This is a genomic window from Catellatospora sp. NPDC049609, from assembly GCF_040675365.1.
Taxonomy (GTDB): domain Bacteria; phylum Actinomycetota; class Actinomycetes; order Mycobacteriales; family Micromonosporaceae; genus Catellatospora.
The window spans coordinates 24,719-48,172 of record NZ_JBFAOU010000047.1; the positions used below are offsets into that span (position 1 = coordinate 24,719).

Annotated in this window: 23 protein-coding genes, 1 tRNA gene and 1 other RNA gene; 16 read left to right on the plus strand and 9 right to left on the minus strand. The window is 71.9% G+C overall.

Annotated elements, in window-relative coordinates; translation table 11 throughout:
- Positions 1-45 precede the first annotated feature (45 nt).
- Positions 46-828, plus strand: a complete 783-nt coding sequence (locus AB0J67_RS15865; protein WP_363482309.1) for a tryptophan 2,3-dioxygenase family protein — start codon at positions 46-48, stop codon at positions 826-828.
- Positions 829-1,187: 359 nt separating this feature from the next.
- Positions 1,188-1,703 carry a PadR family transcriptional regulator gene (locus tag AB0J67_RS15870; RefSeq protein ID WP_363482312.1) on the plus strand — a complete coding sequence of 172 codons (516 nt, stop codon included), beginning with the start codon at positions 1,188-1,190 and terminating at the stop codon, positions 1,701-1,703.
- A 9-nt stretch (positions 1,704-1,712) separates the two neighbouring features.
- Here the strand turns inward: AB0J67_RS15870 and AB0J67_RS15875 are convergent, their stop codons facing one another.
- The 3 genes from AB0J67_RS15875 to AB0J67_RS15885 all read right to left on the minus strand — a co-directional run bounded on the left by AB0J67_RS15875 (position 1,713) and on the right by AB0J67_RS15885 (position 5,364).
- The gene (locus tag AB0J67_RS15875; RefSeq protein WP_363482315.1) at positions 1,713-2,711 is read right to left on the minus strand and encodes a BadF/BadG/BcrA/BcrD ATPase family protein; all 999 of its coding nucleotides are present in this window, start codon (positions 2,709-2,711) and stop codon (positions 1,713-1,715) included.
- 59 nt (positions 2,712-2,770) lie between these two features.
- Complete coding sequence (locus AB0J67_RS15880; protein ID WP_363482318.1) at positions 2,771-4,030, minus strand: 6-phospho-beta-glucosidase; 1,260 nt, start codon at positions 4,028-4,030, stop codon at positions 2,771-2,773.
- Positions 4,031-4,152: 122 nt separating this feature from the next.
- Entirely contained in the window at positions 4,153-5,364 is a 1,212-nt protein-coding gene (locus AB0J67_RS15885) for an ROK family protein (protein WP_363482321.1), read from the minus strand.
- Between the two features lie 114 nt (positions 5,365-5,478).
- Here AB0J67_RS15885 and prfB point away from each other — a divergent pair, with 114 nt between their 5' ends.
- The 11 genes from prfB (at position 5,479) to AB0J67_RS15940 (ending at position 15,844) form a co-directional block, all read left to right on the plus strand.
- Positions 5,479-6,594, plus strand: a complete 1,116-nt coding sequence (prfB, locus tag AB0J67_RS15890; protein ID WP_363482324.1) for a peptide chain release factor 2 — start codon at positions 5,479-5,481, stop codon at positions 6,592-6,594.
- A 213-nt stretch (positions 6,595-6,807) separates the two neighbouring features.
- Positions 6,808-7,488: a cell division ATP-binding protein FtsE gene (ftsE, locus tag AB0J67_RS15895; RefSeq protein ID WP_203689272.1), complete on the plus strand. Its 681-nt coding sequence runs from the start codon at positions 6,808-6,810 to the stop codon at positions 7,486-7,488.
- Positions 7,489-7,552: 64 nt separating this feature from the next.
- On the plus strand, positions 7,553-8,428 hold the full coding sequence (gene ftsX, locus AB0J67_RS15900) for a permease-like cell division protein FtsX (RefSeq protein ID WP_363482328.1): 876 nt from the start codon (positions 7,553-7,555) through the stop codon (positions 8,426-8,428).
- A gap of 149 nt (positions 8,429-8,577) precedes the next feature.
- Entirely contained in the window at positions 8,578-9,819 is a 1,242-nt protein-coding gene (locus tag AB0J67_RS15905) for a peptidoglycan DD-metalloendopeptidase family protein (protein WP_363482331.1), read from the plus strand.
- A gap of 247 nt (positions 9,820-10,066) precedes the next feature.
- Positions 10,067-10,543, plus strand: a complete 477-nt coding sequence (smpB, locus tag AB0J67_RS15910; protein ID WP_363482334.1) for an SsrA-binding protein SmpB — start codon at positions 10,067-10,069, stop codon at positions 10,541-10,543.
- A 75-nt stretch (positions 10,544-10,618) separates the two neighbouring features.
- On the plus strand, positions 10,619-11,347 hold the full coding sequence (locus AB0J67_RS15915) for a cellulose binding domain-containing protein (RefSeq protein ID WP_363482337.1): 729 nt from the start codon (positions 10,619-10,621) through the stop codon (positions 11,345-11,347).
- Between the two features lie 65 nt (positions 11,348-11,412).
- Positions 11,413-12,654 carry an SRPBCC domain-containing protein gene (locus AB0J67_RS15920; protein WP_363482340.1) on the plus strand — a complete coding sequence of 414 codons (1,242 nt, stop codon included), beginning with the start codon at positions 11,413-11,415 and terminating at the stop codon, positions 12,652-12,654.
- Positions 12,655-12,734: 80 nt separating this feature from the next.
- A complete protein-coding gene (locus AB0J67_RS15925) occupies positions 12,735-13,874 on the plus strand; it encodes an SRPBCC domain-containing protein (RefSeq protein ID WP_363482343.1) in 1,140 nt (379 codons plus the stop codon).
- An 86-nt stretch (positions 13,875-13,960) separates the two neighbouring features.
- Positions 13,961-14,336, plus strand: a transfer-messenger RNA (tmRNA) gene (ssrA, locus tag AB0J67_RS15930).
- Between the two features lie 169 nt (positions 14,337-14,505).
- Positions 14,506-14,772: a hypothetical protein gene (locus tag AB0J67_RS15935; RefSeq protein ID WP_363482346.1), complete on the plus strand. Its 267-nt coding sequence runs from the start codon at positions 14,506-14,508 to the stop codon at positions 14,770-14,772.
- Between the two features lie 40 nt (positions 14,773-14,812).
- Positions 14,813-15,844 carry a hypothetical protein gene (locus tag AB0J67_RS15940; RefSeq protein WP_363482349.1) on the plus strand — a complete coding sequence of 344 codons (1,032 nt, stop codon included), beginning with the start codon at positions 14,813-14,815 and terminating at the stop codon, positions 15,842-15,844.
- 93 nt (positions 15,845-15,937) lie between these two features.
- Here AB0J67_RS15940 and AB0J67_RS15945 read toward each other — a convergent pair whose 3' ends face one another.
- Positions 15,938-16,516 carry a nucleosidase gene (locus AB0J67_RS15945; RefSeq protein WP_363482352.1) on the minus strand — a complete coding sequence of 193 codons (579 nt, stop codon included), beginning with the start codon at positions 16,514-16,516 and terminating at the stop codon, positions 15,938-15,940.
- Positions 16,517-16,733: 217 nt separating this feature from the next.
- Between AB0J67_RS15945 and AB0J67_RS15950 the strand changes: the two genes are divergently transcribed.
- Both AB0J67_RS15950 and AB0J67_RS15955 read left to right on the plus strand, forming a co-directional pair.
- Complete coding sequence (locus AB0J67_RS15950) at positions 16,734-17,288, plus strand: YqgE/AlgH family protein (protein WP_363482374.1); 555 nt, start codon at positions 16,734-16,736, stop codon at positions 17,286-17,288.
- A gap of 175 nt (positions 17,289-17,463) precedes the next feature.
- A tRNA-Ala gene (locus AB0J67_RS15955) sits at positions 17,464-17,536 on the plus strand.
- Between the two features lie 63 nt (positions 17,537-17,599).
- Here the strand turns inward: AB0J67_RS15955 and AB0J67_RS15960 are convergent.
- From AB0J67_RS15960 to AB0J67_RS15980, 5 genes are all read right to left on the minus strand, one after another.
- The gene (locus tag AB0J67_RS15960) at positions 17,600-18,544 is read right to left on the minus strand and encodes a permease prefix domain 1-containing protein (RefSeq protein WP_363482355.1); all 945 of its coding nucleotides are present in this window, start codon (positions 18,542-18,544) and stop codon (positions 17,600-17,602) included.
- On the minus strand, positions 18,541-18,873 hold the full coding sequence (locus AB0J67_RS15965; RefSeq protein WP_363482358.1) for a PadR family transcriptional regulator: 333 nt from the start codon (positions 18,871-18,873) through the stop codon (positions 18,541-18,543). Before AB0J67_RS15965 ends, AB0J67_RS15960 begins: the two co-directional genes overlap by 4 nt.
- A 139-nt stretch (positions 18,874-19,012) precedes the next feature.
- A complete protein-coding gene (locus AB0J67_RS15970) occupies positions 19,013-19,381 on the minus strand; it encodes a hypothetical protein (protein ID WP_363482360.1) in 369 nt (122 codons plus the stop codon).
- Between the two features lie 77 nt (positions 19,382-19,458).
- A complete protein-coding gene (locus tag AB0J67_RS15975) occupies positions 19,459-19,995 on the minus strand; it encodes a hypothetical protein (RefSeq protein ID WP_363482363.1) in 537 nt (178 codons plus the stop codon).
- Positions 19,996-20,249: 254 nt separating this feature from the next.
- Complete coding sequence (locus AB0J67_RS15980) at positions 20,250-22,451, minus strand: germacradienol/geosmin synthase (RefSeq protein WP_363482366.1); 2,202 nt, start codon at positions 22,449-22,451, stop codon at positions 20,250-20,252.
- Positions 22,452-22,599: 148 nt separating this feature from the next.
- Between AB0J67_RS15980 and AB0J67_RS15985 the strand changes: the two genes are divergently transcribed.
- The gene (locus AB0J67_RS15985; protein ID WP_363482369.1) at positions 22,600-23,328 is read left to right on the plus strand and encodes a tyrosine-protein phosphatase; all 729 of its coding nucleotides are present in this window, start codon (positions 22,600-22,602) and stop codon (positions 23,326-23,328) included.
- Positions 23,329-23,454 lie beyond the last annotated feature (126 nt).

Sequence of the window (23,454 nt, forward strand, 5' to 3'; positions counted from 1 at the left end):
CCGCGACTCCTAGATCGCGTTACGGGGACGGACGGGGGCACGGGCGTGGGGCGCAGTTTCGGGGAGGAGGGCGGCCGGCTGACGTACGGCAGTTACCTGCGGGTGCCGCAGTTGCTGGCGCAGCAGGTGGGGCTGGCGGGGCCGCAGGCGCACGACGAGCTGCTGTTCATCACCATCCACCAGGCGTACGAGCTGTGGTTCAAGCTGCTGCTGCACGAGCTGGCCGACGCTCGTGACCGGATGCTGGCGGGGGAGAGCTACCTGCCCCGGGTCCGCCTGCAGCGCTGCCACGTGATCGAGATGCTGCTGGTGCAGCAGGTCGACGTGATCGACACGATGACGCCGCAGGACTTCCTCGCGTTCCGCACGCTGCTCGCGCCGGCCTCGGGGTTCCAGTCCGCCCAGTTCCGCGAGATCGAGTTCATCTCCGGGCTCAAGGATCCGGCCTTCCTCGACCGGCTGCGCGGCCTGGAGCGCGCCGAGGAGCAGCGGCTGCGCCGCCGGCTCACCGAGCCGACCCTGTGGGACGGGTACCTGGCGCTGCTGGCGGCCCGCGGCTTCCGCGTCGAGCCGGCCGACGATCTGCTGGCGTCGCTGGTCGCCATCGCCCGCGACCGGGAGCGGCACGGCGCCCTGTGGGACCTCGCCGAGGCGCTGCTCGACCACGACCAGGCATGGTCGCTCTGGCGGGCGCGGCACGTGCTGATGGTGGAGCGCCAGATCGGCTCCAAAGCGGGCACCGGCGGCTCCGCGGGCGCGCCGTACCTGCGCGCCCGCCTCGACGCCCGCTTCTACCCGGCGCTGTGGGAGCTGCGCGCCGCCCTCTGAGGACGCGGTGTGATCGCCGTCTCAGTTCGACGGAGGTGGTTGGACGCGAAGTTTCGGCCCGAATCGGCGATCATGGCTGGACGCCTGAGAATTATGTCCGTTTTGGGGTCGGCAGGGGCGCTGAGCGGCGCAAGATCGTGTCGCGCCGGGCGGTCCCGCCGGGGGAGGAATGGGGCGACACGCCGGGGAGGGGGATATCGGACGGTTTGTGTTATCCCGTCACCCGTGCTCTCGGAGGCAGGAAACGGACATATTCCTGTCTGATCAGACAGTCGGGACCGGACTGTCCGGCGCGGAATGTGCACTGTGGATGGGCCGATATCCTGGACAGAAGGCTGTTGAAGTGGCAGCGTTGAGTCATGGCAGAGGTAGGAATCAACGCTACTGCGGCAGCCGTGCTCGGTCTGCTGCACGATGGCCCCATGACCGGGGGTCAGCTGATGGCCGCGGCCGAGCGCCGGCTTAGCCCTTACTGGTCCATGACCCGGTCTCAGGTCTACCGCGAACTGCCGGTCCTCGCCGAGCTCGGTTACGTCAAGCTCGGCAAGCCCGGCCCGCGGGCGAGCCAGCCCTACGCGATCACGGCGTCGGGCAAGCGCGCCTTCGCCCGCTGGCTCAACGAGGAACCCGGCCGCGAGCTGGTGCGCAACCCGTACGCGCTGCGCGTCGCGTTCGGATCCACGCACGCGACCAACCAGTTCGACTCGCTGCTCAACAGCGCCAACTCGCACCACTCGGAGGCGCTGGCCGAAGCACGCGAGCAGGCCAAGGAGGCCAAGAAGGAAGGCGACGACTTCACCGCCGCAGGGCTGGAGTTCGCCGTCGCCTACCACAAGGCCGCACTGAACTGGCTGAAGACCGCCATCGCCAAGTGACGGCCGGCGCTAGGCGAGGTGCGGTCGCCCCGCCGTGAGCGCCGACCGCAACGCGGTCGCGGCGGCAGGCGTCGCGCCGAGCGCGTCGAGTGCGAACAGGCCCGCTCCCACCACCGGCGGCTGTGCGAGCACGGTCAGCCGGGCCCTCGACGAGTGGGCCTTCACTCCCGCGGATACGGCATCCTCCAGCAGCGGATGCCGGGCACGCAGCACGCCACCGCCCAGGACCACGGCATAGGGCTCACCGCTCAGCCCTAGCCGGTCCGCGGCCACCGTCACCAATGCCACGATCTCGGTCGCCTGTCGCGCCACCACGCGCCGGGCGACCTCGTCGCCGTCCCCGGCCACGGCGAACAGCACCTCGCTGAGCCCGATCATCCGGTCCTGGCTCAGGCTGCCCAGGTGCAGGCCGGTGATCACGTCGGCGACCCGGGTCTGCCCGAAGTGCGCGGCGACCGCCGGGGCCAGCGCGGTGGCCGGCCCCCGGCCGTCCTCGGCGCGCGCGGCGTGCCACATCGCCATCGAGGCCAGGTGCAGCCCGCCGCCCCAGTCCCCGGAGAGCGGGCCGAGCGCCGGGAAGCGGGCGGTGCCGCCGTCGGCCGCCCGCCCCACGCAGTTGATGCCCGCGCCGCACACCACCGCGATCGCGTCCGGGCTGTCCGTGCCCGCCCGCAGCAGCGCGAAGGTGTCGTTGTCGAGCCGGTGGGACTGCGCCCACCCGGCCGCCGCGACCGCCTTCTCCGCGGCTTCGACCTCCTCTGGCAGGTCGAGCCCGGACAGGTAGACCTCCGCCCGGGCGATCGGCACGGACGGGGGCATCTCGGCCGCCCGCAGCGCCGCGGCGACCAGCTCGTCCAACAGCCCGATGGCCTTGTCCAGGCCGATCACCTGCGGGCACGAGCCCGGTCCGCGTACGTAGCCGTGCACCCGCCCGTCCGAGTCGGCCAGCACGACGTCGGTCTTGGAGTTCCCGCCGTCGACGGCGAGGAACAGTTCTGCCGGGCTCATGCCTTCTCCTCGCTGCGCTCGCCGGCCGGCCGGTCCGCCACCCGCGGGACGCCCCCCGTTCACTTCGCCCACGCCAGGTGGTCGGCGTTGGCGGCGAGCAGCCTGCCGGTGAGCGCCTCGGCCTGCTCGTGCTGGCCGACCAGAGGGTGCGCCAGCAGCGCGGCGTAGACCCGGTCGCGGCCGCCGTGCACCGCGGCGCGCACCGCGAGCTCCTCGTACGCGGCGACGCCGGCGATCAGGCCGGACAGCTCCGGACCGACCGGGGCGGCCCGGACCGGGACCGCGCCGTCGCGGTCGACCCGGGCGCTGACCTCGATGACCGCCTCGTCGGGCAGGAACGGCAGGTGGCCGTCGTTGCGCAGGTTCACCGCGTGCACGCCGCCGTCGCCGGTCACCAGCGAGGTGATCAGCCCGACGGCGGCCTCGGAGTAGAACGCCCCGCCCCGCTGGGAGAGCAGCTCCGGCTTGGTGGTCAGGGCCGGGTCGGCGTACATCGTGAGCAGCTTCGCCTCGATCTCGGCCACCTGCTGGCCCCGGGTGGGCGCCTCGCGCTCCTCGCGGACCACCAGGTCGTGGGCGTAGAAGTAGCGCAGGTAGTACGACGGGACGGCGCCGAGCAGGCCGAGCACCTCGCGCGGCAGCTGCACCTGGTCGGCGAGGGCGTCGAGGTGCCCGGCGAGCAGCTCGGGCAGCCGGTCCACGCCGTCGACGTACGCGGCGCGCTCCCAGGTGAGGTGGTTGAGCCCGACGTGGTCCAGGGTGACCGCGGCCGGCGCCACGCCGAGCAGCGAGGCGAACCGGCGCTGGAAGCCGATGGCCACATTGCACAGGCCGACGGCCCGGTGGCCCGCGTCGAGCAGGGCCCGGGTGACGATGCCGACCGGGTTGGTGAAGTCGACTATCCACGCGCCGGGTGCGGCCAGCCGGGCCGCCCGCTCGGCCACGTCGAGCACGACCGGCACCGTGCGCAGCGCCTTGGCCAGCCCGCCCGCGCCGGTCGTCTCCTGCCCGACGCAGCCGCACTCCAGCGGGAACGTCTCGTCGCTGATCCGGGCGGCCTGCCCGCCGACGCGCAGCTGCACGACCACCACGGAGGCGTCGGCCAGGCCCGCGTCCAGGTCGGTGGTCCAGGTCAGTCTGCCGGGGTGGCCATGGTGCGCCAGCAGGCGCCGGGCGTACGGCCCGACCACGTCGAGCCGGTCGCCGGCCGGGTCGACCAGGCACAGCTCGGTGACGTCGAGGCTGCCGGCCAGCCGGGCGAACCCGTCGACCAGCTCGGGGGTGTAGGTGGAGCCGCCACCCACGACTGCGATCTTCATTGGTGCTCTTCCTGTCGGTCGGAGCCCGGCCGTCGTCCGGCCGCGCGGCGCCGCGGCCGTACACCGAACGGCCGCGACGGCGGGCTCCCTGGTGAGGGAACGGTGGTGTGCAGGGTCCCGGCTCAGGCGGAACGGGCCGCGGCGGCCGGGATCGGCCGGGCGTTCAGCGAGTCGACGAGGGCCTCGCGCACCGCGCGCAGGCCGGCGTCCATGGCGCCGAGCAGGACCGCGTCGTCGGTGAGGGAGGTGACCTCGACCGGGGTGCGCAGCGGGGTGTTGCGGTGGAACGCGTCGGTGACCAGGTCGCGCAGCACGCGCCCGCCGGCCTGGGCCAGCTCCCCGGCGAGCACCACCAGCGGCGGGTCGACCAGCGAGGCGACCACGGCCAGCACGACCGCGATGCGGTCGGCGAGCGCGCGCAGGAACGCGTCCGCCTCGGGCGCCTCCGGCCGGGTGACCGCCTCGGCGATCATCTCCTCGGCGGTGGCCCCGCGGAAGCCGTACGTCGCCGCGAGCGCGGCCACGGCCGGGCCGCCGGCCAGGCTCTGCAGGTCGCGGGGCTGGCCCGGAGCGGCCAGGCCGAGCGGCACGTAGCCGATCTCGCCCGCCCCGCCGGTCGCGCCGCGCAGCAGCGAGGCGCCCAGGTCGATCGCGCAGCCGAGGCCCGCGCCCAGCCACAGCAGGGCGAAGCTGCCGGTGCCCGCGGCCACCCCGCGGTGGCGCTCGGCGATGGCGGCCAGGTTGACGTCGTTGTCGGCGTCGACGGTCAGGTCGAGCGCCGCGGCCAGCTCCGGGACCAGGCCGGGCCGGCTCCAGCCGGCGACGTCGATGTGCCGGATGGTGCCGGTGCCGGGGTCGTAGGAGCCGGGCACGCCCAGCTGGAGGCGGGCGGGCCGCCCGGCCTTCAGGCCGGCGCGGGCGCGCAGATCCTCGACGATCGCCCGGACGGTGGCCACCGGGTCGCCGGCGGCGGGGTCGGCCGGATACTCCGCGCGGGCGAGCACGGTGCCGGTGAGATCGCAGAGGGCGGCGTCGAAGGGGGCGTGTAGTGTCTCCGACACGTCCCGTACCGAGATCGCCACCACGAGTGCCGCTGCCGGGTTGACCGCGTACACCTCCGCGTTGGGACCGGGCCCGCCGCTGGTGTGGCCGACGACCATCGCCAGACCCGCCTCCGTGAGCGTGCGCAGCACGTCCGACGTCGTCGGCTTGGACAGGCCGGTCAGCTCCCGCAGCTCGCCGCGGGTCAGCGTGCCCCGATCGATGAGCAGCGCCATGGTCGCGCTCTCGTTCATGGCCCGGAGCAGCTTGGACGAACCGGCGAGGCGTGCCACGCGCCCTCCTCCGCAATAGGAAAGTAGCTTTACTATTGTCGGGTGTCCGGCGGCTGTCAAGTCACGGGTGCCGCCCCCGGTAACCCGGTCGCCGTTACCACTAGTCTTGTTGATGTGACTGCCGACTACGCCGATCAGCTCAAGACCCTTGACGCGACCCTGCGCAACATCGAGTCCGTGCTCGACCTGGACCGGCTGCGCCGGGACAAGGAGCGGTTCGAGGCGGCTGCCTCGGCTCCCGACCTGTGGGACGACCAGGCCAAGGCGCAGGAGGTCACCTCGCAGCTGTCCTACGTCAGCAGCGAGATCAACAAGCTGACGAAGCTGCGCGGCCGGATCGACGACGCCGGGGTGCTGCTGGAGCTGGCCGAGGCCGAGGGCGACGCGTCGTCCATGGCGGAGGTCGGCACCGAGCTGAACTCCCTGGCCAAGGCGATCGACGAGCTGGAGGTGCGCACCCTGCTCTCCGGGGAGTACGACTCCCGCGAGGCGCTGGTCGCGATCCGGGCCGGCGCGGGCGGCGTGGACGCCGCCGACTTCGCCGAGATGCTGCTGCGCATGTACCTGCGCTGGGCGGAGCGGCACGGCTACTCGACCGAGGTCTACGACACGTCGTATGCCGAGGAGGCGGGCCTGAAGTCGGCGACCTTCGCGGTGAAGGCGCCGTACGCCTACGGCACGCTGTCGGTCGAGTCGGGCACCCACCGCCTGGTGCGCATCAGCCCGTTCGACAACCAGGGCCGCCGCCAGACCAGCTTCGCCGGCGTCGAGGTGCTGCCGGTGGTGGAGCAGACCGACCACATCGACATCCCCGAGGCCGAGATGCGGGTCGACGTCTTCCGCTCCAGCGGCCCGGGCGGGCAGAGCGTCAACACCACCGACTCGGCGGTGCGCATCACACACATCCCGACCGGCATCGTGGTGTCCTGCCAGAACGAGAAGTCCCAGCTGCAGAACAAGGCCTCCGCGCTGCGCGTGCTGCAGGCCCGCCTGCTGGAGCGCAAGCGCCAGGAGGAGCGGGCCAAGATGGAGGGCCTCAAGACCGACGCGGCGGGCTCCTGGGGCGACCAGATGCGCTCGTACGTGCTGCACCCGTACCAGATGGTCAAGGACCTGCGCACGGAGTTCGAGACCGGCAACCCCAACGCGGTGTTCGACGGGGAGATCGACAGCTTTGTCGAGGCGGGCATCCGCTGGCGCAAGCAGCAGCAGATGGAAGCCGCCGCCTAACCGTCCGGCGCGACCTCGCGACGCCCCCGCCACGGACGTGGCGGGGGCGTCGTCCGGTCGGCGGAGGGCGTCGCCCTGGTGGGTGAAACCACTACGGTGAGTGAGAGTTGATCACGGTCAGATCACGGAATTTTCTGTGAACATTCACGGCAATACCGTCATCTCAACCCCTGCGGGCTTGGCGAATCCGCGACACCGCGTAGACTCTCGGCCGTGATTCGACTCGAGCACGTGACCAAGACCTACCCGAAGGCGTCCCGACCCTCGCTGGACGACGTGTCGGTCTCGATCGAGAAGGGCGACTTCGTCTTCTTCATCGGTCCGTCCGGCTCCGGGAAGTCAAGCATCGTCAAGCTGATGCTGCACGAGATCAAGCCCAACAAGGGCAAGGTCTTCGTGAACGGCAAGGAGATCAGCTCCATGCGGTCGTGGAAGATCCCCAGCTTCCGCCGCTCGATCGGCTGCGTCTTCCAGGACTTCCGCCTGCTGCCGAACAAGACGGCGTACGAGAACGTCGCGTTCGCGCTGGAGGTCATCGGCAAGTCCAAGGCGGTCGCCCGGCGGGTGGTCCCCGAGGTGCTGGAGCTGGTCGGCCTCGGCGGCAAGGAGCACCGTTACCCGCACGAGCTCTCCGGTGGCGAGCAGCAGCGCGTCGCGGTGGCGCGCGCGTTCGTGAACCGGCCGCTGATCCTGCTGGCGGACGAGCCCACGGGTAACCTCGACCCCGACACCTCCATCGAGATCATGCGCCTGCTGGACCGGATCAACCGGACCGGCACGACCGTGGTCATGGTCACCCACGACTCGAACATCGTGAACCAGATGCGCCGCCGCGTCATCGAGATCGAGGGCGGCCGGATCGTCCGCGACCAGGCCCGTGGCGTCTACGGCTGAGCCGTGGAAACCCTGAGCCCCTTTGTCCTGACGACCTGACCGTCTCCCCGGAGGATTCCCCCCGATGCGTGCGAAGTATGTCCTGGCCGAAGTGCTGGTCGGGCTGTGGCGCAACGTCACCATGACCATCGCCATGATCATCACGATGATCGTGTCACTCTCCATGCTCGGCGCCAGCCTGCTGATGTACCTGCAGGTCGACGAGATGAAGGGGCACTACTACGAGCAGGTCGAGGTCTCCATCTACCTGGACAAGACGATCACCGACGACCAGCGTTCTGCGATCAAGGCGCAGCTCGACGCGGACTCGAAGGTGAAGAACGTCCTCTGGGAGACCAAGGAGATGGCGTACGAGAACTTCAAGCTGCAGTTCGCGGACGCTCCCGACCTCGTCGGCGCGATCAGCGCCAACGAGCTGCCGGAGTCGTTCCGGGTCGCGCTGAAGGACCCGCAGCAGTTCGAGCAGATCAAGAGCGCGTACGCGGACCTCGAGGGCGTCGACACCGTCGTGGACCAGCAGAAGCTCCTCCAGAAGATCTTCGACATCCTCGGCTCGATCCAGAGCCTGTCGCTGGTCGTGGCCGGCGCCATGGGTATCGCGGCCCTGCTGCTCGTCGCCAACACCATCCAGGTCGCGGCGTACAGCAAGCGGCGCGAGGTCGCGGTCATGAAGCTGGTCGGCGCGTCCAACTGGTTCATCCAGGCGCCGTTCGTGCTGGAGGCCGTCTTCGCCGCGCTGCTGGGCTCGATCCTGGCGTGGGTGATGCTGGTCATCGGCAAGATCGTGCTGATCGACCGCAAGCTGGCCGCCCTGACCGACCTGCTGCTACCGGTGAGCTGGGGCAACGTGAACCTGATGCTCCCGGTGCTGGCCGGCGTCGGCTCCGTGGTCGCCGCGGTCACGGCCTGGGTCACGCTCCGCTTCTACATCCGCGTCTAGTCGCGCGAGCCGCACGGCGACGGCCCGCCCCCCGCCGGGGGCGGGCCGTCACTTTTTCGCCCAGATCACGGTTGAGTGTCGCTTTTGCGTAGAAAATAGGTGTATGTCGGCAGTAGGGTGATCGGGACAGCCGAGACGCAGGAGGTCCCGTGCGCTGGCGACTCGTACAGGTGGTGTGCGCCCTGCTGACCGCGGTCGCGGTCGGCATCCCCGCACACGCCGCGCCCGACGACATCAAGCAGGACAAGAAGCGCATCGACGCGGAGCTGGCCAAGACCGGCGCGCTGCTCGAGGCGGTGTCGGAGAAGGCGCGCAACGCCGCCGCCGAGCTGTCCCAGGCGGAGAAGGCCATGCCCGCCGCGCAGGAGCGCATCGCCACCACCAGGTCCGCCGTCGTGGTCGCCGAGACCAAGGCGGTCTCCGCGCAGCGCCGCGCCGACAAGGCCACCGCCGCCTGGGCCGTCACCGACCAGCGCTACCAGGAAGCCGTACGCCAGGTCGAGCAGGGCCGCGACCGGATGGCCAGGTTCGCCATCGCGACCCTGCACGGCGCCGGGCTGGCCGAGCTCAACACGCTGCTGGCCGCGACCCGGCCCAAGGAGCTGCTCGACCGCACCGGCTACCTGCACCAGCTCGGACAGATCCGGCGGGACGCCATCGACGGCTACGTCGCGGCCCGGCGCGAGGCCAAGGAGGTCACCAGCGCGGCCGAGCTGATCCGCCGCGAGGCCGACGAGGCGGCCCGCAGCGCCCGCGCGGCGCTGATCGCCGCCGAGCAGGCCCGCAAGGACGCCGAGCAGGCGCAGCGCGACCTGGTCGTGCTCACCGAGCGGCGGGAGAAGGCGCTGGCCGCGGCCAAGGAGGAGAAGGAGGACGTCAAGCGCCGCTACGAGGAGGTCAAGGAGCAGAGCGAGCAGATCGCCGCCGAGCTGCGCGGCTGGGAGCAGCAGTACGGCAAGTGGGTGCCGGTGCTGCGGCCGGGCGCCAGGTTCCTGATGCCGACCAAGGGCTGGAAGTCCAGCGACTTCGGCAACCGCTACGACCCGTACTACGGCGTCTGGCAGCTGCACGCGGGCGTCGACATCGCGGCGGGCGGCGGCCAGCCGATCTACGCCGCGGCCGGCGGGACCGTCAGCAGCGCCGGCTGGCTCGGCGGGTACGGCAACTACACCTGCGTCACCCACGGCCGGTCCGGCGGCAAGGTGATCTCCACCTGCTACGCCCACCAGTCCAAGATCCTGGTGAAGAACGGCGACAAGGTCCGCGGCGGCCAGCTCATCGGCCGCGTCGGCACCACCGGCGCCTCCACCGGCTACCACCTGCACTTCGAGGTACGCCGCAACGGCACCCCCGTGCAGCCCCTCGACTGGCTCCCCGGCTGCCTGTGCTGAGCTGCTGGCGCCCGCTCCGCGGGCGCGGCATTCGGCCTCTGAAGCCGGGCTTACCCTCCGGTCGCTCGTCCGCTGCGCGGACTTCCGCTCCTGTCGGGTGCGCCCGGCGGCCGAATGCGCGGCGGGTGCGCCCGGCGGCCGGACGCGGTCGTGGGCCCTGGTTGAGGGCGGGTCTATCTCGATCGCGGTCCCGGTGTGGTGGTCGGTAGCATTGTCGGGTTCGGTGATCGAGGAGAGGAGGGCCGTCATGCCGCGGGAGAAGGGGCGCAAGGTCATCGCGTCCAACCGCAAGGCGTACCACGACTACACCATCCTCGAGACGTTCGAGGCCGGCATCGCCCTGATGGGCACCGAGGTGAAGTCGCTGCGTGCGGGGCGGGCGTCGCTGGTCGACGCGTTCGGCCAGGAGCGCGACGGCGAGATCTACCTGCACCAGCTGCACATCCCGGAGTACGCGATGGGCACGTGGACCAACCACGCGCCGCGGCGCACCCGCAAGCTGCTGCTCAAGCACAAGGAGATCGTGCAGCTGATCACCAAGACCCGCGAGGGCGGGCTGACCATGGTGCCGCTGTCGATGTACTTCAAGGACGGCTGGGCCAAGGTCGAGCTGGGGCTGGCGCGCGGTAAGAAGACCTACGACAAGCGGCAGGACATCGCCAAGCGCGACTCCGACCGCGAGATCCAGCGTGAGATGGGCCGCCGCGCCAAGGGCATGCGCTAACCCGGTGATCGCCGCCGGGTTGCAGTCGGATGGCCGATCGCGCACGCCTGCCCCGGCCCGGTAACCTCGCCGAACGTGAGCAAGCATCGGCTTCGCGAGGACGACGAGACCACCCTGCTGCCCCGTACGGTCGAGGAGCTGGCGGTGCAGGAGCGCCAGGAGCAGCGGCCGTCGCGGCGCCAGCCCCTGGTGATCGCGGTCGCGACCGCGGGACTGCTGCTGTCCGGCGCGACGGCGTGGGCGCTGGCCAAGCCGACGCCGAACCCGCCCGCCCTGGTCCTGCCCGAGGTCGTGCCGAGCACCCCGGGCGCGGGCTTCGTGGACGGATTCGGCGTGGTCACGCCGAGCCCGACCGACCTGGCCGCGCAGCCGCCGGTCGAGCCGGCGGCCAGCCCGACGGCGGGGCCCACGGCCGCGGCGTCCCCGAGCCCCACCATGCTCCCGTCGCTCACCCCCAGCCCGTCGCGCACCGTCGTCGCGGCGCCCCCGGCGGAGGGCGCCGCCGCCACCGCGGTGTACGACGTCGACGTCTGGCCGGGCGGGTACGTCGTCTCCGTGCAGGTGCGCAACACCGGCTCCGAGTCGCTGACCTGGTCGGTGCGCTTCCAGCTGCCGCAGGGCGCGTCGGTGAGCGGCGACTGGGAGGCCGGCCGTTCCGGCAAGGACGGGGTGTGGGTGTTCACCCCCGACCGCGGCCCGCTGGCGCCGGGTGCGACGTACGTCTTCGGCTTCATCGGCCAGCGCGGCCAGGGCGACTTCGCGGTGACCTGCACCGTGAACGGGGCCGCGTGCCAGGCTGCCTGACAGGAGCCTTAACTCCGCCGTAAAGCGGGCGGCAGCACGGTCGTGGCGGCCCTATATTCGGCTCCGTGACCGTGCTGCGGCTGGATGTGGAGCTTCCGTACCCGGTGGAGCTGGTCTGGCGGGCGATGACCGACCGGCGCCTGCTCGCCGAGTGGTTCCTGCACACCGACCTGCTGCCGGTGCCGGGCGGGGTCTACCGCGCGTTCCCCACGCCGGACATCCCCGGCTTCACCGCACCCTTCGACATGGACGTGGTCGAGGTGGTCAGCCCGACCCGGCTCGCCCTGCGCTGGCGCGGGGAGCAGCTGCACTCCGATGTGGTCTGGGAGCTGTCCACCATCGCCGCGGGCTGCCGCATGCGGATCAGCCAGACCGGCTTCCTCGGCATCGCGGGCGAGGAGCGCCGCGCCGAGCTGCAGCGGGCGTACGCGCTCATGTTCGCCCAGCGGCTGCCCGCGCTGCTGGCCCGGCTCGACGCCGAGCAGTCACCGCCCGCCCGGCGGCGGCGCAGCCGGGACGTCTACGACGCCGCCGACATGCCGCGCCGCCCGCCGGCCGTGGCCACGGCGCCCGCCCCGGCCGCCCCGCCCGAGACGGCACCGGAGCAGGCGGCGCTGCCGGACGAGGCGCCGCCCGTGCCGACCGCCGCCGCCGGGACACCGCGGGACGGCCTGCTCCGCAGCGTGTACGCCATGCCGGTGGAGCGGCGGCTGCGCCTGCTGTCCGTCGCGGGCGCGATGGTCATCACGGTGCTGCTGGTCACCGCGGTGACCACGCTGCTGCTGCGTACGCCCGGCCCGGCCGCCGAGGCCGCGGGCAGCGGGCGCGGGCCCGGATCCGGGGTCCAGGCGGCCGATCCGGCGAAGCCCGCCGCGTCCGGCGCGCCCGCGCAGAGCCCGGCACCGACGCCGTCACCGGCCACGGCGCCGCCGCGCTCGGCGAGCGCCGCCCCGTCACCGTCGGCAGCGGACGACACCCGGCCCGCCGCGCCCAGCGCCCTGAGCGTGTCCTATCGCACCACCGAGGCGTTCACCGGCGGCTTCATCGGCGAGATCACCGTCCGCCCCGGCGCGGGCGGGCTGGCGGGCTGGACCGCCACGCTCGACCTGCCGGCGGATGCGCAGGTGACCAGCGCCTGGGACCGGATCGACTTCCGGCAGGACGGCACCCGGGTGACGTTCACCCCGCAGCAGGTGCACCGCAACCTGCCCGCGGCCCGGGACTTCAGCTTCGCGTTCCAGGTCGGCGACCCCTCCGGGGCGACCCGCCCCGACGCCTGCGCCGTGAACAGCACACCCTGCTCCTGACGGACAACCGTCAGCCGTCCGGTGTGCACGGTCGTTTCCGGGGGCTGCCGTCGTGGGCGCGACGACCCTATAGTCGGTCCGTGACCGAGCTGCGACTCGACGTAGATCTTGCCCACCCCCGGGCTCGGGTTTGGCGTGCGCTCACCGAGCAGCGCCTGCTGCGCGAGTGGTTCGTGCCGACCGATCTCGCCCCGAACCCGGGGGAGACGTTCCGCGCCTTCCCGCCGCCCGGACTGGCCGGCCTGGCCACCCCGTTCGACCTGGACGTGGTCGAGGCGGTGCCGCAGGAGAAGCTGGCCATGCACTGGCGCGACGACCACACCCACACCGAGGTCAGCTGGGAGCTGTCCGAGCAGGGCACGGGCACCCGGCTGACCCTGCTGCAGGCGGGCTTCTTCGGGGTCGACGGCACCCGGCGCCGGCGGGAGCTGCGCCGGTCCTACCAGTTCATGTTCGCCGAGCAGCTGCCGCTGACGCTGGAGCGGCTGGCCTCCGGCGAGGTCGACCTCGGCGGGGTGGTCGCCGACCTGCACACGGCCATCCCGCGCCGGCGGGAGACGGTGCCGCTCGGTCCGCCGCGCGCGGAGCCCCCGGGCGGCTCGCGGCGCATGCGGCTGCTGTCGCTGGCCGGCGCGGTCGTGCTGGTCGTCCTGGTCAGCACCGCGGCCGCGGTCATGATCGGCGGTGGCGGCACGGACCCCGGCCAGGACCCCCAGCAGGTGTACGGCCTCGACTCCGGGGTGCAGGCGGCTGCCACCGGCACCTCGGCGGCCGGCTCGGGCACCCCGCAGCCGGGCTGGTCCCCGGGCGGGACCCCGGCGCCGGGCGCGCAGCCGTCGGCGAGCGGGACGGCCCTGCCCGAGGCCACCGGATCGGCCACGGCGGCGGTGCCGCTGACCGCGTCGTACAAGACGATCGCCCTGCTGGGTCTGGGCGGGTTCGACACCGAGGTGACGGTGCGCAATCCGGGGCAGGCGACCCGGGCGGACTGGACCGTGGTGCTGACGCTGCCGGCGGAGAAGACGGTGGAGAACCGCTCGGCGGCGGCGGTCAGCCTGGCGCAGTCGGGCACCCAGGTGACGGTGACCCCGGTCGGCACGGCGGGCAGGCTGGACGCCAACGGGTCGGTGACGTTCACCGTCCGGTTCCCGGCGCTGCTGGCGCTGGGCCAGTCGATCACCGCGTGCACGGTCGACGGGACCGCCTGCACGGGGCGTTGACCGATACCGGAATGACTTCGTCGCCTCCGGGCGTTACTCTTGAGGTACACGGTGATCGTCACCGTGCGTGCCAGTGCGCACGACCAGGGGGTGACAGGTTTCGACATCGTACGTTGAGTCAGGAGAAGCGAGCCGAGGAAGCCGACGTTGTCTCGATAATCATCGTCGGAAAAACACAAGCGCCAACACTTACGTGAAGCGCGACCTCGCTCTCGCCGCCTGAGGCGAGTAGCAGGTCTGTCGGTCTGGGAGTGCCTACGGCCCATGTACCGGCATCAGTTAGTAGGCTGGCCGATTCAGTCCCGTCGCGGGGCTGCTGAGGCGAGATCAATCGCGACTGGGCCCGTCACACCGTCTCGCTCATGTGATCGGTGGGGCCGAGTAGAGGCATAGTGAGCTGCGCTCGGAGAAGCCCTGGCAATGCGGCGATGGACCCGGGTTCGATTCCCGGCACCTCCACCTATCGCGAAGGCCCCGGTCCACACGGACGGGGGCCTTCGTCATGAGCAGCGCCGACCTGATCTCGGTGTCCGGCTGAACGAGCGTTCAAAGCGGGCGAAACTATGGACATCGGGCCCGCTCGGCGTGACCATCGAACGCAAGGACGTTTCGCGGTCCCGGGGGGTGACGTATGGCCACCGATCCACTGGACGAGCTGTCGAACACCGTGCTCGGCCCTGCCGGGCGGCTCGGTGACGTGATCGCGGACGCGCCCCGGCTGACGCACAGCGTCCGGGCGCTGGAGTCGGACCGGCGGGCGCTGCTCGACGCGGTGACCTCCCGTCCCGCGGACCGGCACGGCGAGGAGGCCCTGGCCCGCCGACTGTCCGCCTACCGCCAGCGCACCGCCGACGTGCTGTATCAGGCGTACGGCATCGATCTCGGCGGGGAGACCTGACCGAGGCAACCCGTGCCCCGCGCGGCGCGTCGGACAGGACATGCTCCCCGAATTCGGTTCGTCGCGGCGCGCCGCCGCTACTGCGACCTTCCGCCTGCGCCGCGGACTGACCCTGCTGGCCGTGCTGCCGGCCCTGCTCGTGGCCGGCTGCGCCGGAGCCGCCACGGACCAGGCCGGCCCCGGTGTCACCACCGCCCCCGCCGACGCGGCGGCCGCGTTCGAGCGCCGCGCCGCCGAGGTGGCCCGGCAGTGGCGCGACGCCAACCTCACCGGCCCGTGGCGCGAGGGTTTCGTGCCGCTGGCACCGCTCACCATCGAACCCGAACGCGGCTACCCCGACGATGCCACCAAGAACGCGGCGTCGGCCGGGTGGTACCGCCTGGCCGGCTCGCTGCCGCGGGAGGCCGGGACGGGCTCGGTCGCCTTCCCCGACGGCACCAGCCTGCGCGTGCCGCTGGTCAGCGCGGACGCGGCTTACCGGGCGCTGGCCCACGGCGGGCAGCCGCAGTGCGAGCGGTCCGCCGCCGCGCCCGACGCTCCCGCGCCCGACGCGAGCGCCGGCGCCGACGGCTCGGTGTCCGCCCACGCCGGCCCGTGCACGGCGCTGACCGTCACGGCCGCGAAGCTCGGCACGGCGCAGCTGCGCACCAGCCGGGGCCTGGCCACGGTGCCCGCCTGGGTCTTCACCGTCAAGGAGCTGCCCGACCCGATGGTGCGCGTGGCGGTGGCCCCCGAGGCGGTCCGCCCGCTGCCGGAGCTGCCCGCCCCGCCTGCGGTCCCCGCCGACCCGGACTTCCACCTGGTCGCCACCCAGACCCTCGACCGCGCCGACGACCGCACCGTCGCCTACCGCCTCGGCGTCGGCGCTTGCGACTCCGACATCGCGCCGCTGGTCTGGGAATCGGTCGACGTGGTCGTCATCGGCGGCACCGTCACCCCACCCGACCAGGACCGCGTCTGCGTGGCGATGCTCGTCGCAGCCCCCGTCGAGGTCACCCTCACCACCCCCCTCGGCACCCGCATCCTCCTGGACGCCACCACCGGCCAACCCGTCACCAAGAACCTGACCTGACGCGCCCAAGATCACGACGATCTTGCGTGAACGGTGGGGATGACACGCCCCTTTCGGGCAGATCCCCACCAGTTCGCGCAAGATCGTCGTTGGTCAGCGGGTGCGCTGCCAGTCGGTGAGCCAGGTGGCGAGGATGCGGGCGCAGGCGTCGACGGACTCGGTCCACGAGGCGAAGGCGGCGGCGTCGGCCTCGTCGCTGACGTGCTTGATCATGCGTACGGGTACGCCGTGGTCGGCGGCCGCGGCGGCGACCGCGTAGCCCTCCATGTCGACCAGGTGGGCCTGCTCGGCCAGGGCGGCCCGCAGGGCGGGGTCGGAGACGAAGACGTCGCCGGTCGCCAGCACGGGGCCGGAGCCGAGCAGGTCCAGCGGGGCGCCGAAGCTGCGGCCGGTCAGCGCCTCGATGGTGGCGGAGTCGAAGTCGTGCTGGACCACCCGGCTGATCTCATGGGTGCCCGCCAGCCCGGAGTGCAGCGCCCCGGCCGTACCCAGATTGATGATCTCCAGGGGGAGCGGGCCCGTGGCCAGGGCCCGGGTCACGGCGAGCGCCGCCCGCACCTTGCCGACCCCGGTCAGCAGCACCGGCAGGTCGGTCCGCAGATGCGCCGCCTCCTCCGGCAGTGCGACGACGATCAGCGGCCGGTCGGGGGTCACGGTGCCGGTCAGTTTCATGGCCGGAAGTCTAGGCGGCGTGTCGTTTTGCTCTCAGATCCCCCGTCTGCGGCAGGTCAGCAGGCTCACGTTCACCGGGTCGGGGAAGTTTGGCGCAGTTGCCGCGCGGAGACCCTGACCGTGCCGCCTCCGGACGGATAGGGTGCCATTCATGGCGTCGGGAGAGCCGCACATAACGCGGCACGACAAGGTGGGGAAAGGCGCGGGGCGGGACGCGGTGGAGTCACTGACCGGGCACCTGCTGGTTGCCCTGCCCTCGCTGCGAGACCCCAATTTCGAACGTACGGTCGTCTTCGTCCTCGCCCATGAGGCGGACGGGGCGCTCGGGGTGGTGCTGAACCGGCCCACCGAGGCGCTGGTGGGGGACATCCTGCCCGGCTGGGAGTCGCTGCTGCGCGAGCCCGGGGTGCTGTTCGAGGGCGGCCCGGTCGGCACCGACTCGGCGATCTGTGTGGCCCGTGCCCGCGCGGGCGTCGCCGGGTTCGTCGGCTTCAGCCGGGTGATGGGCCAGATCGGCACCGTCGACCTCAGCCGCGACCCGGCCCGCATCGGCCAGCGGCTGGAGTGCGTCCGCGTCTACCACGGCTACGCCGGCTGGGGCGCCGGGCAGCTGGAGCAGGAGATCGAGGAGAACGCCTGGCTGGTGTTCGAGGCGCTGCCCAGCGATCCGTTCCGCACCCAGCCCGAGGAGCTGTGGTCACTGGTGCTGCGCCGCCAGGGCGGCATGACCGCCGCCGTGGCCAACTTCCCCCCGGACGTCGCCCTCAACTGACCCACCGCTCATTTTGTCGATCATGAACAAAGGTTCATGATCGACCGGTGTGGCGGGTGCACAACCTCCTGGTCAACTCGCGGGGATACCCGTTTTTGCCAGGGGCCCGGGGCCGTGTACTATTTCGCAGGTGCCCGAGCGACGGAAACGTCAAACGGGGACTTACCAGGAACAAGGGGCCGTGGCGCAGCTGGTAGCGCACCACACTGGCAGTGTGGGGGTCAGGGGTTCGAGTCCCCTCGGCTCCACCGAATGAGGAACGCCCAGGTCGATGACCTGGGCGTTCTGCTTTGTGCGGGCGGCGGTGCGGCTCAGCGGTTGCGGGCGTGCCGGACCGTCTCGTAGATCGCCGAGATGATGCCCAGCACCCCGGAGATGATCAGCGCCGGGGCGATCCAGCGGGTCGCCTGCTCGGGCCAGCCGGTCGCCGCGACGAAGGCCGGGTTGAGCACGTGGTCCTCGGTGGCCAGCCAGATCAGCAGCGCGGCCGGGGTGGCCTGGACCAGGCCGCCGGCCACGCCGATCGCCGGGGACCAGCGCGAGTGGTGGCGGGCGAAGGTGAAGACGAGGCTCGCCAGCACCAGGGCGACGAAGGCGTACACGATGCCGGTGTCCCACAGCCACGGGTCGAGCACGGGGATCGGGTCGCCGCCGCTGGTCCGCTCCAGGCCCAGGCGGGGCGAGAGCAGCAGGAGAGCGGCGAAGGCGACGGTGAAGACGCTCTCGATGAACAGCTCGGCCCGCCGCGTCCGGCGGCTCGGCGGCGCGGGGAGGTTGTCCGGCGTCCACGGCTGCGCGTCCGACGGGGTCCAGCGGCTGCCGGTGCGCTCCAGGACCGCGAAGACCAGGGTGGTCCAGGCGGCGATGTGCACGGCGGTGGTGATGGCCGCGCCGATGGCGCCGCCGAGGATGGCGCCGAAGGCCGCGCCGTCGACCGCGCGCACCACCGCGGCGACGGCCGCGACGATCGGCACGACCGTGGCGAGCAGCACGGTCAGCAGGCGGGTGTAGTCGACGAACAGGGCCGGGCCGATGAGGTACAGCGGCCGGTCGGCGTATCCGGCGGCCAGCCGGGCCGGGTCGCCCAGGCCGGTGAGCACGGCGTGCTCGGCCTCGGCGGGGTCCTCGCCGGCCGCGACGCGGGCCTCGACCGCGTCCTCGATGGAGGCACGCAGCTCCCGCTCGATGTCGGGGCGCTGGCGGGGCGGCAGGCGGCGCACGGCGGTGTCGACGTAGCGGTCGGTGAGGGTGGTCATGACTCGCCTCTCAGGGATCGGAATGCGGTGTGCAGGGAGTTCCAGTCGTCGCCGAGGGTCTGCGCGAGCGCGGTCCCCTCGGCGCTCGTCCGGTAGAACTTGCGCGGTCGCGATTCGTCGGTGTTCCAGTCGCTGGTGAGCAGTCCCTGCTTCTCCAGCCGTCGCAGCAGGGGGTAGAGGGTGTTGGCGTCGACCGTGAAGCCGTGCTGCTGCAGCACCTCGAGCAGGGCGTAGCCGTAGTTCGGCCGGTGCAGTACGAGCAGGCAGGCCAGCACGACCGTGCCCCGCCGCAGTTCCTGCAGGTGCGTCGAGAGCAGTTCGTCGTCCATGTCTCACACGATACTGTGTGCCACACACTAATGCAACGGACCACACCAATCCTTTCCGGAGGGTGGTCCGGGCGCGCGGGAACGCCCAGGTCGACAGACCTGGGCGGCGCGGGAGTGCCGGAAGGTGGTTACGCCGCCGTCAGGCGGGGGGCGTGCGGAGCCCGAACGTGCACATCGCCAGCACCACCGTCACGGTGAGCAGGGCGGCGGCCACGACCGGCCGGCGGCGCAGCAGCCACAGCGCCAGCGCGCCGGCCGTCTGGACGCCCAGCAGCACGTCGAGCGCCAGCACGAAGTCCGCGTGCCGGCGCAGGGCCGCCGCGTGCGGCGGGGGCGCGCCCGGATCGAGCGAGGTGTGCCCGAAGCCGAACACCGCGATGGCGAAGAGGAAGTACGCCGCGACCAGCCAGGCGACCACCAGGGCGAACCGCAGCGCGTAGTAGGCGCCCGCCCGGTAGTCGAGGGGCTCGTCGGGCAGCGCTTCCGGATCCGGCTCCGCGAGTGTCATGAAGGCATTGTCGGGCATCGCTGTGCTCGCGTGGGGCCGCGGCGGCCGGGGCTGGGGCCGCCGCGGCGGATCGCACGTCAGTGCGTGATCGTCAGCTGCACCCGGGACACGATGCTCTGCACCGAGCCGCGTCCGGCCAGGCAGTTGATCAGGTCGACCCCGGAGCCGACGAACACCTGGTTGACGTTGCTGCCGAGGAACAGCCCGGCCGTCACGGTGCCGTTGAAGGTCACCACGAGGTTCGAGCCGGACAGCGACGCGGTGCGCACGGCGCTGACCGTGGTGGTCTGGCCGGTGTTCCAGGTGATCGTGAAGTTCACGTTCAGCGTGCCGAGGACCATGGTGCAGTCGTCGAGCATGGTGATCGTCTTGGCCTCCTTGCCGTGGGTCAGGTTGGGCCAGCGCGGCGCCCGGCAGGGCTGGTACGACGTGCTGCGGGACACCACGGTCGGCTGGTTCACCAGCGTCAGCGGCGGGCTGAACGTGATGACGTTGGTGCTGTTGGGCGAGGTGCAGCTCACGTCGAGCACCGCGGCCTCGGCGGGGGCGGCCGCGAAGAGGGTGCCGCCGATCGCCAGGACGGCGGTGACGGCGGCACGGGCGAGTCGGACCACGAGGGCCTCCGATTCAGGGGACGGGACGGGACAGGTCGCCGGGTCGTCACTCTTCGGCAACCGTCGATATACTAAGCGTGGCCATAGATCGATAGACTGTCAGATATCGATATGTAGGCCGGTCTTGAAACAATCTAGAAACATCGATAAGTTGTGAACTTCTGGCACAGCTCACGGGCTCGCTGGTGGGGCCGAGCGCACGGTGGCGCGGGCGTGGGAGCCATCCCCCGACGCCCGCGCCACCGCTGTACCGCTCAGTTCAGATGCACCGGGTGCAGCCATTCGAGCACCCGCGCCGCCGACATGCCCAGGCCCGACGGCAGCGGCACCGCGGGCAGGTGCGGCGCGGCCATGCCGGGGCTGCGCAGCGGCATCGAGGCGGCCGAGTACCGCACGCACTGCTCGTGCCAGCGCAGGATGCCCGACATCCAGTCCTTCAGGTGGTCGGCGTACGCGTCGAGCTGCCCGCACGCCTCGTCGGTCAGGCCCAGCTGCCGGCACATCGCGGGCAGCTCCACCGCCACGGTGTGCTCGAACTGCCGCATGCGCTCGGTCATCAGCTTGGCCACCAGGTCGCGGGCGGTCAGCCGGTCGCAGCCCAGGAAGCGTTCCAGCACGAACACCATGTTGTGGATCTCGTCCTCGTACTCGATCTCCTTCTGGTACGAGAACAGGTCGTTGGTGAAGCAGGCGTAGTCCTGCGCGGCGTGTTCGAGCTGCTGGAGCACCCGGTGCTCGTACACCGCCGCGGGCACCTGCCCGGCGTGCGCCAGCCGGGCCAGGCTCATGGTCATGTCGGAGCCGAAGGTGGCCCGCCGCATCTCCACGTAGTCCACCGGGTCGGGCACCCGGTTCTGGATCTGGTTGGCCAGCTCCCACAGCCACGACGCGGTCATGTCCTCGACGGCCTTGCGGAACCGGGCCCGTGCCGGCGGCGCCATCGGGTCGGCGGTGCGCCGCCACAGGTCCGCCAGGCCCCGCTCGACCGGGTTCAGCGGCTCCGGCACCGGGGACCCGTCCAGCGGCATGAACAGCGACAGCCGCGCGTTCTGCGCCTTCGCGCCGAGGAAGTCGCGGGTCCGCCCGTACTGCACCGGGAACAGGTCGTCGCCGTAGGTGCCCCAGGCCAGCCAGTCCGCGGACAGCTCGACCTGCTCCGGCGTGCCACCGGCATGGATCATCGCGGCGCAGTGCGCCAGGTCGTAGCCCGCCATCGAGCGCTCGTCCCACAGGCCGTGCACGCCGGTGCCGGGCACCGGGTCGAAGAAGCCCATCTCGCGGCCCCAGGCCAGCACGTGCCGCCGCGCGCGGGCCAGGTGCGGGCTGGTGTGCGGCCGGTACGGCATGTGGAAGGCGGGCAGCGGCAGGTGGCCGGTGCGCCGCGCCAGCGGCACGTGTGCGTACTGCCCGAGCAGCGTCGGCAGGCCGGGAGCCAGCGGACCGGCCCCGCCACCCGACTCGATCCGCTGGTAGCGGCTGGACCGGGCATGCCACTCGTGCCCGCCCGCCTGCCAGTCCTGCAGGCCCTTGGCGTACAGGCTCACCGCGAGCTGCTCCGGCGGGGTCACCGCGTGCTCGGCGAACATCAGCGGCAGCTCGGTCAGCACCGTGTTCTCGAACTGGTGCAGCCGCGAGGTGAGCAGCTCGTTCACCAGGTCGGCGGCTCGCTGCGGCGGCACCTGCAGGAACCGCTCCAGCACCAGCACCGCGTTGGAGTTCTCGCCCTCCTGCGCCACCTCCCGCTGGTACGAGAACAGGTCGTTGCGCAGGTGCACCGCGTCGGAGAAGGTGTCGCGCAGCACCCGCAGCGGCCGCTGCTCGGCCAGCCGGTCGGGCAGCTCGGCGCCGCAGGCGAACTCGACCAGGTTCGCCGACCAGGGCGCGCCGCCGACCCGCCGCCGCATCTCGATGTACTCGATGGGGTTGGCGACCCGGTGCCGGGAGATGTTCTCCAGCTCCCACATGGACTCGACCATCAGGTTGTGGGTGCTGAGCACGAAGCGCCGCCGCCACCCGTCGGACCGGTGCGGGATGGTGCGCGCCCACAGGTCGGCCAGCCCCGCCTCGGCCGGGTTGCGCGGCTCCGGCGGCACCTGGCCGGGCTCGGTCATGAACAGCTCCAGCCGGTCCAGGTACTCCTGCGCCCCGGCGAGGTCGCGGTCGTACTTGAACGACGCGAGGAAGTGGTCGTCGAAGAAGAAGACCCACACGTACCAGTCGGTGACCAGGTCCAGCGTCGGGGAGTCGCAGTCGGGATGGGTGTACGCGCACATCAGCGCGTAGTCGTGCTTGCTCAGCTTCTCCTGGTCCCACACCGGCTCCCCGGACGGGCCGGGCGCGTCGAGCATGCCCATCCGCCGTGCCCACTCGTCGGAGTGGTCCCGGGCGTGCTGCTCGTGCGGATTGAGCCGGGCCGGGTGAGGCAGGTAGAAGTCGGGCAGGGTGAACGATTGCATCACCGTCTCCTGACGTGTTTCCTGGCGATGACGTGCAGTTCCGTGTGCCGCGGCTGCTGACGACGGTACAGCGATTTGCCCGATTTGAGTAGATTGCGAAATTTAACCGGATCGGCTATGCGGCACCGCCTCGGCTACCGTGCCGACTGTGGACAGACACATCGCGTTCGGGCGCGTGCACAACTTCCGCGACCTCGGCGGATACCGGGGGCACGCGGGCAGGACGGTGCGGTGGGGCCGGCTGTTCCGGTCCGACTCGCTGTCCAAGCTGGACGAGGCGGACTGGGCGCGCTTCGCCGAGCTGGGCGTGCGCACCGTCATCGACCTGCGCTACCCGTGGGAGATCGACCGTGCCGGGCGGGTACGCGAGCACCCCGGGCTGGCGTACCACAACCTCAGCATCGAGCACCGGCCGTACCGGCAGGCCGATCTGGACCCCGACGTGCCGACCGGGCCCTTCCTGGCGGGCAAGTACACCGAGGTGGCCGAGGACGGCGTGGCCGAGCTGCGGCAGGCCCTCGACGTGATCGCCGCCGACGAGAACGCGCCCGTGGTGTTCCACTGCGCCTCCGGCAAGGACCGCACCGGCCTGGTCGCGGCGCTGGTGCTGGCGCTGCTGGACGTGCCCGAGGACGTGATCGTCGCCGACTACGCCCTCACCGAGCTGGCGAGCGAGCGCCTGGTCGCCGACTGGACCGCCCGCTCCGGGCAGCCGCCGACCTGGCTCGGCTACGGCCGCGCCCCCGCCGAGGTGATGACCCTGTTCCTGGCCTGGGTCAATGAGAACTACGGCTCGCTGCGCGGCTACGCCGAGAAGCGCCTCGGCGTCGACGACGCCTACGTGGCCCGCCTCCGCGAAACCCTGCTGACCCCGTAACCGACCCGCCGGCCGGGTCCCGTCGGCCCCGCGCGCCGATCAAGATCGCGTCGATCTTGCGCGAACTGTTGGGGTTGGCCGCGTCGCGATCCGGCAGGCGGCGGTGGGCGCTGGGAGACGGCTGGC

Excerpts from the sequence above, each read along its gene's own strand:
- AB0J67_RS15870 (WP_363482312.1), top strand. The coding sequence starts at position 1,188 with ATGGCAGAGGTAGGAATCAACGCTACTGCGGCAGCCGTGCTCGGTCTG.
- AB0J67_RS15875 (WP_363482315.1), bottom strand. The coding sequence starts at position 2,711 with ATGAGCCCGGCAGAACTGTTCCTCGCCGTCGACGGCGGGAACTCCAAG.
- AB0J67_RS15880 (WP_363482318.1), bottom strand. The coding sequence starts at position 4,030 with ATGAAGATCGCAGTCGTGGGTGGCGGCTCCACCTACACCCCCGAGCTG.
- ftsX (WP_363482328.1), top strand. The coding sequence starts at position 7,553 with ATGCGTGCGAAGTATGTCCTGGCCGAAGTGCTGGTCGGGCTGTGGCGC.
- smpB (WP_363482334.1), top strand. The coding sequence starts at position 10,067 with ATGCCGCGGGAGAAGGGGCGCAAGGTCATCGCGTCCAACCGCAAGGCG.
- AB0J67_RS15935 (WP_363482346.1), top strand. The coding sequence starts at position 14,506 with ATGGCCACCGATCCACTGGACGAGCTGTCGAACACCGTGCTCGGCCCT.
- AB0J67_RS15940 (WP_363482349.1), top strand. The coding sequence starts at position 14,813 with ATGCTCCCCGAATTCGGTTCGTCGCGGCGCGCCGCCGCTACTGCGACC.
- AB0J67_RS15945 (WP_363482352.1), bottom strand. The coding sequence starts at position 16,516 with ATGAAACTGACCGGCACCGTGACCCCCGACCGGCCGCTGATCGTCGTC.
- AB0J67_RS15960 (WP_363482355.1), bottom strand. The coding sequence starts at position 18,544 with ATGACCACCCTCACCGACCGCTACGTCGACACCGCCGTGCGCCGCCTG.
- AB0J67_RS15965 (WP_363482358.1), bottom strand. The coding sequence starts at position 18,873 with ATGGACGACGAACTGCTCTCGACGCACCTGCAGGAACTGCGGCGGGGC.
- AB0J67_RS15970 (WP_363482360.1), bottom strand. The coding sequence starts at position 19,381 with ATGACACTCGCGGAGCCGGATCCGGAAGCGCTGCCCGACGAGCCCCTC.
- AB0J67_RS15980 (WP_363482366.1), bottom strand. The coding sequence starts at position 22,451 with ATGCAATCGTTCACCCTGCCCGACTTCTACCTGCCTCACCCGGCCCGG.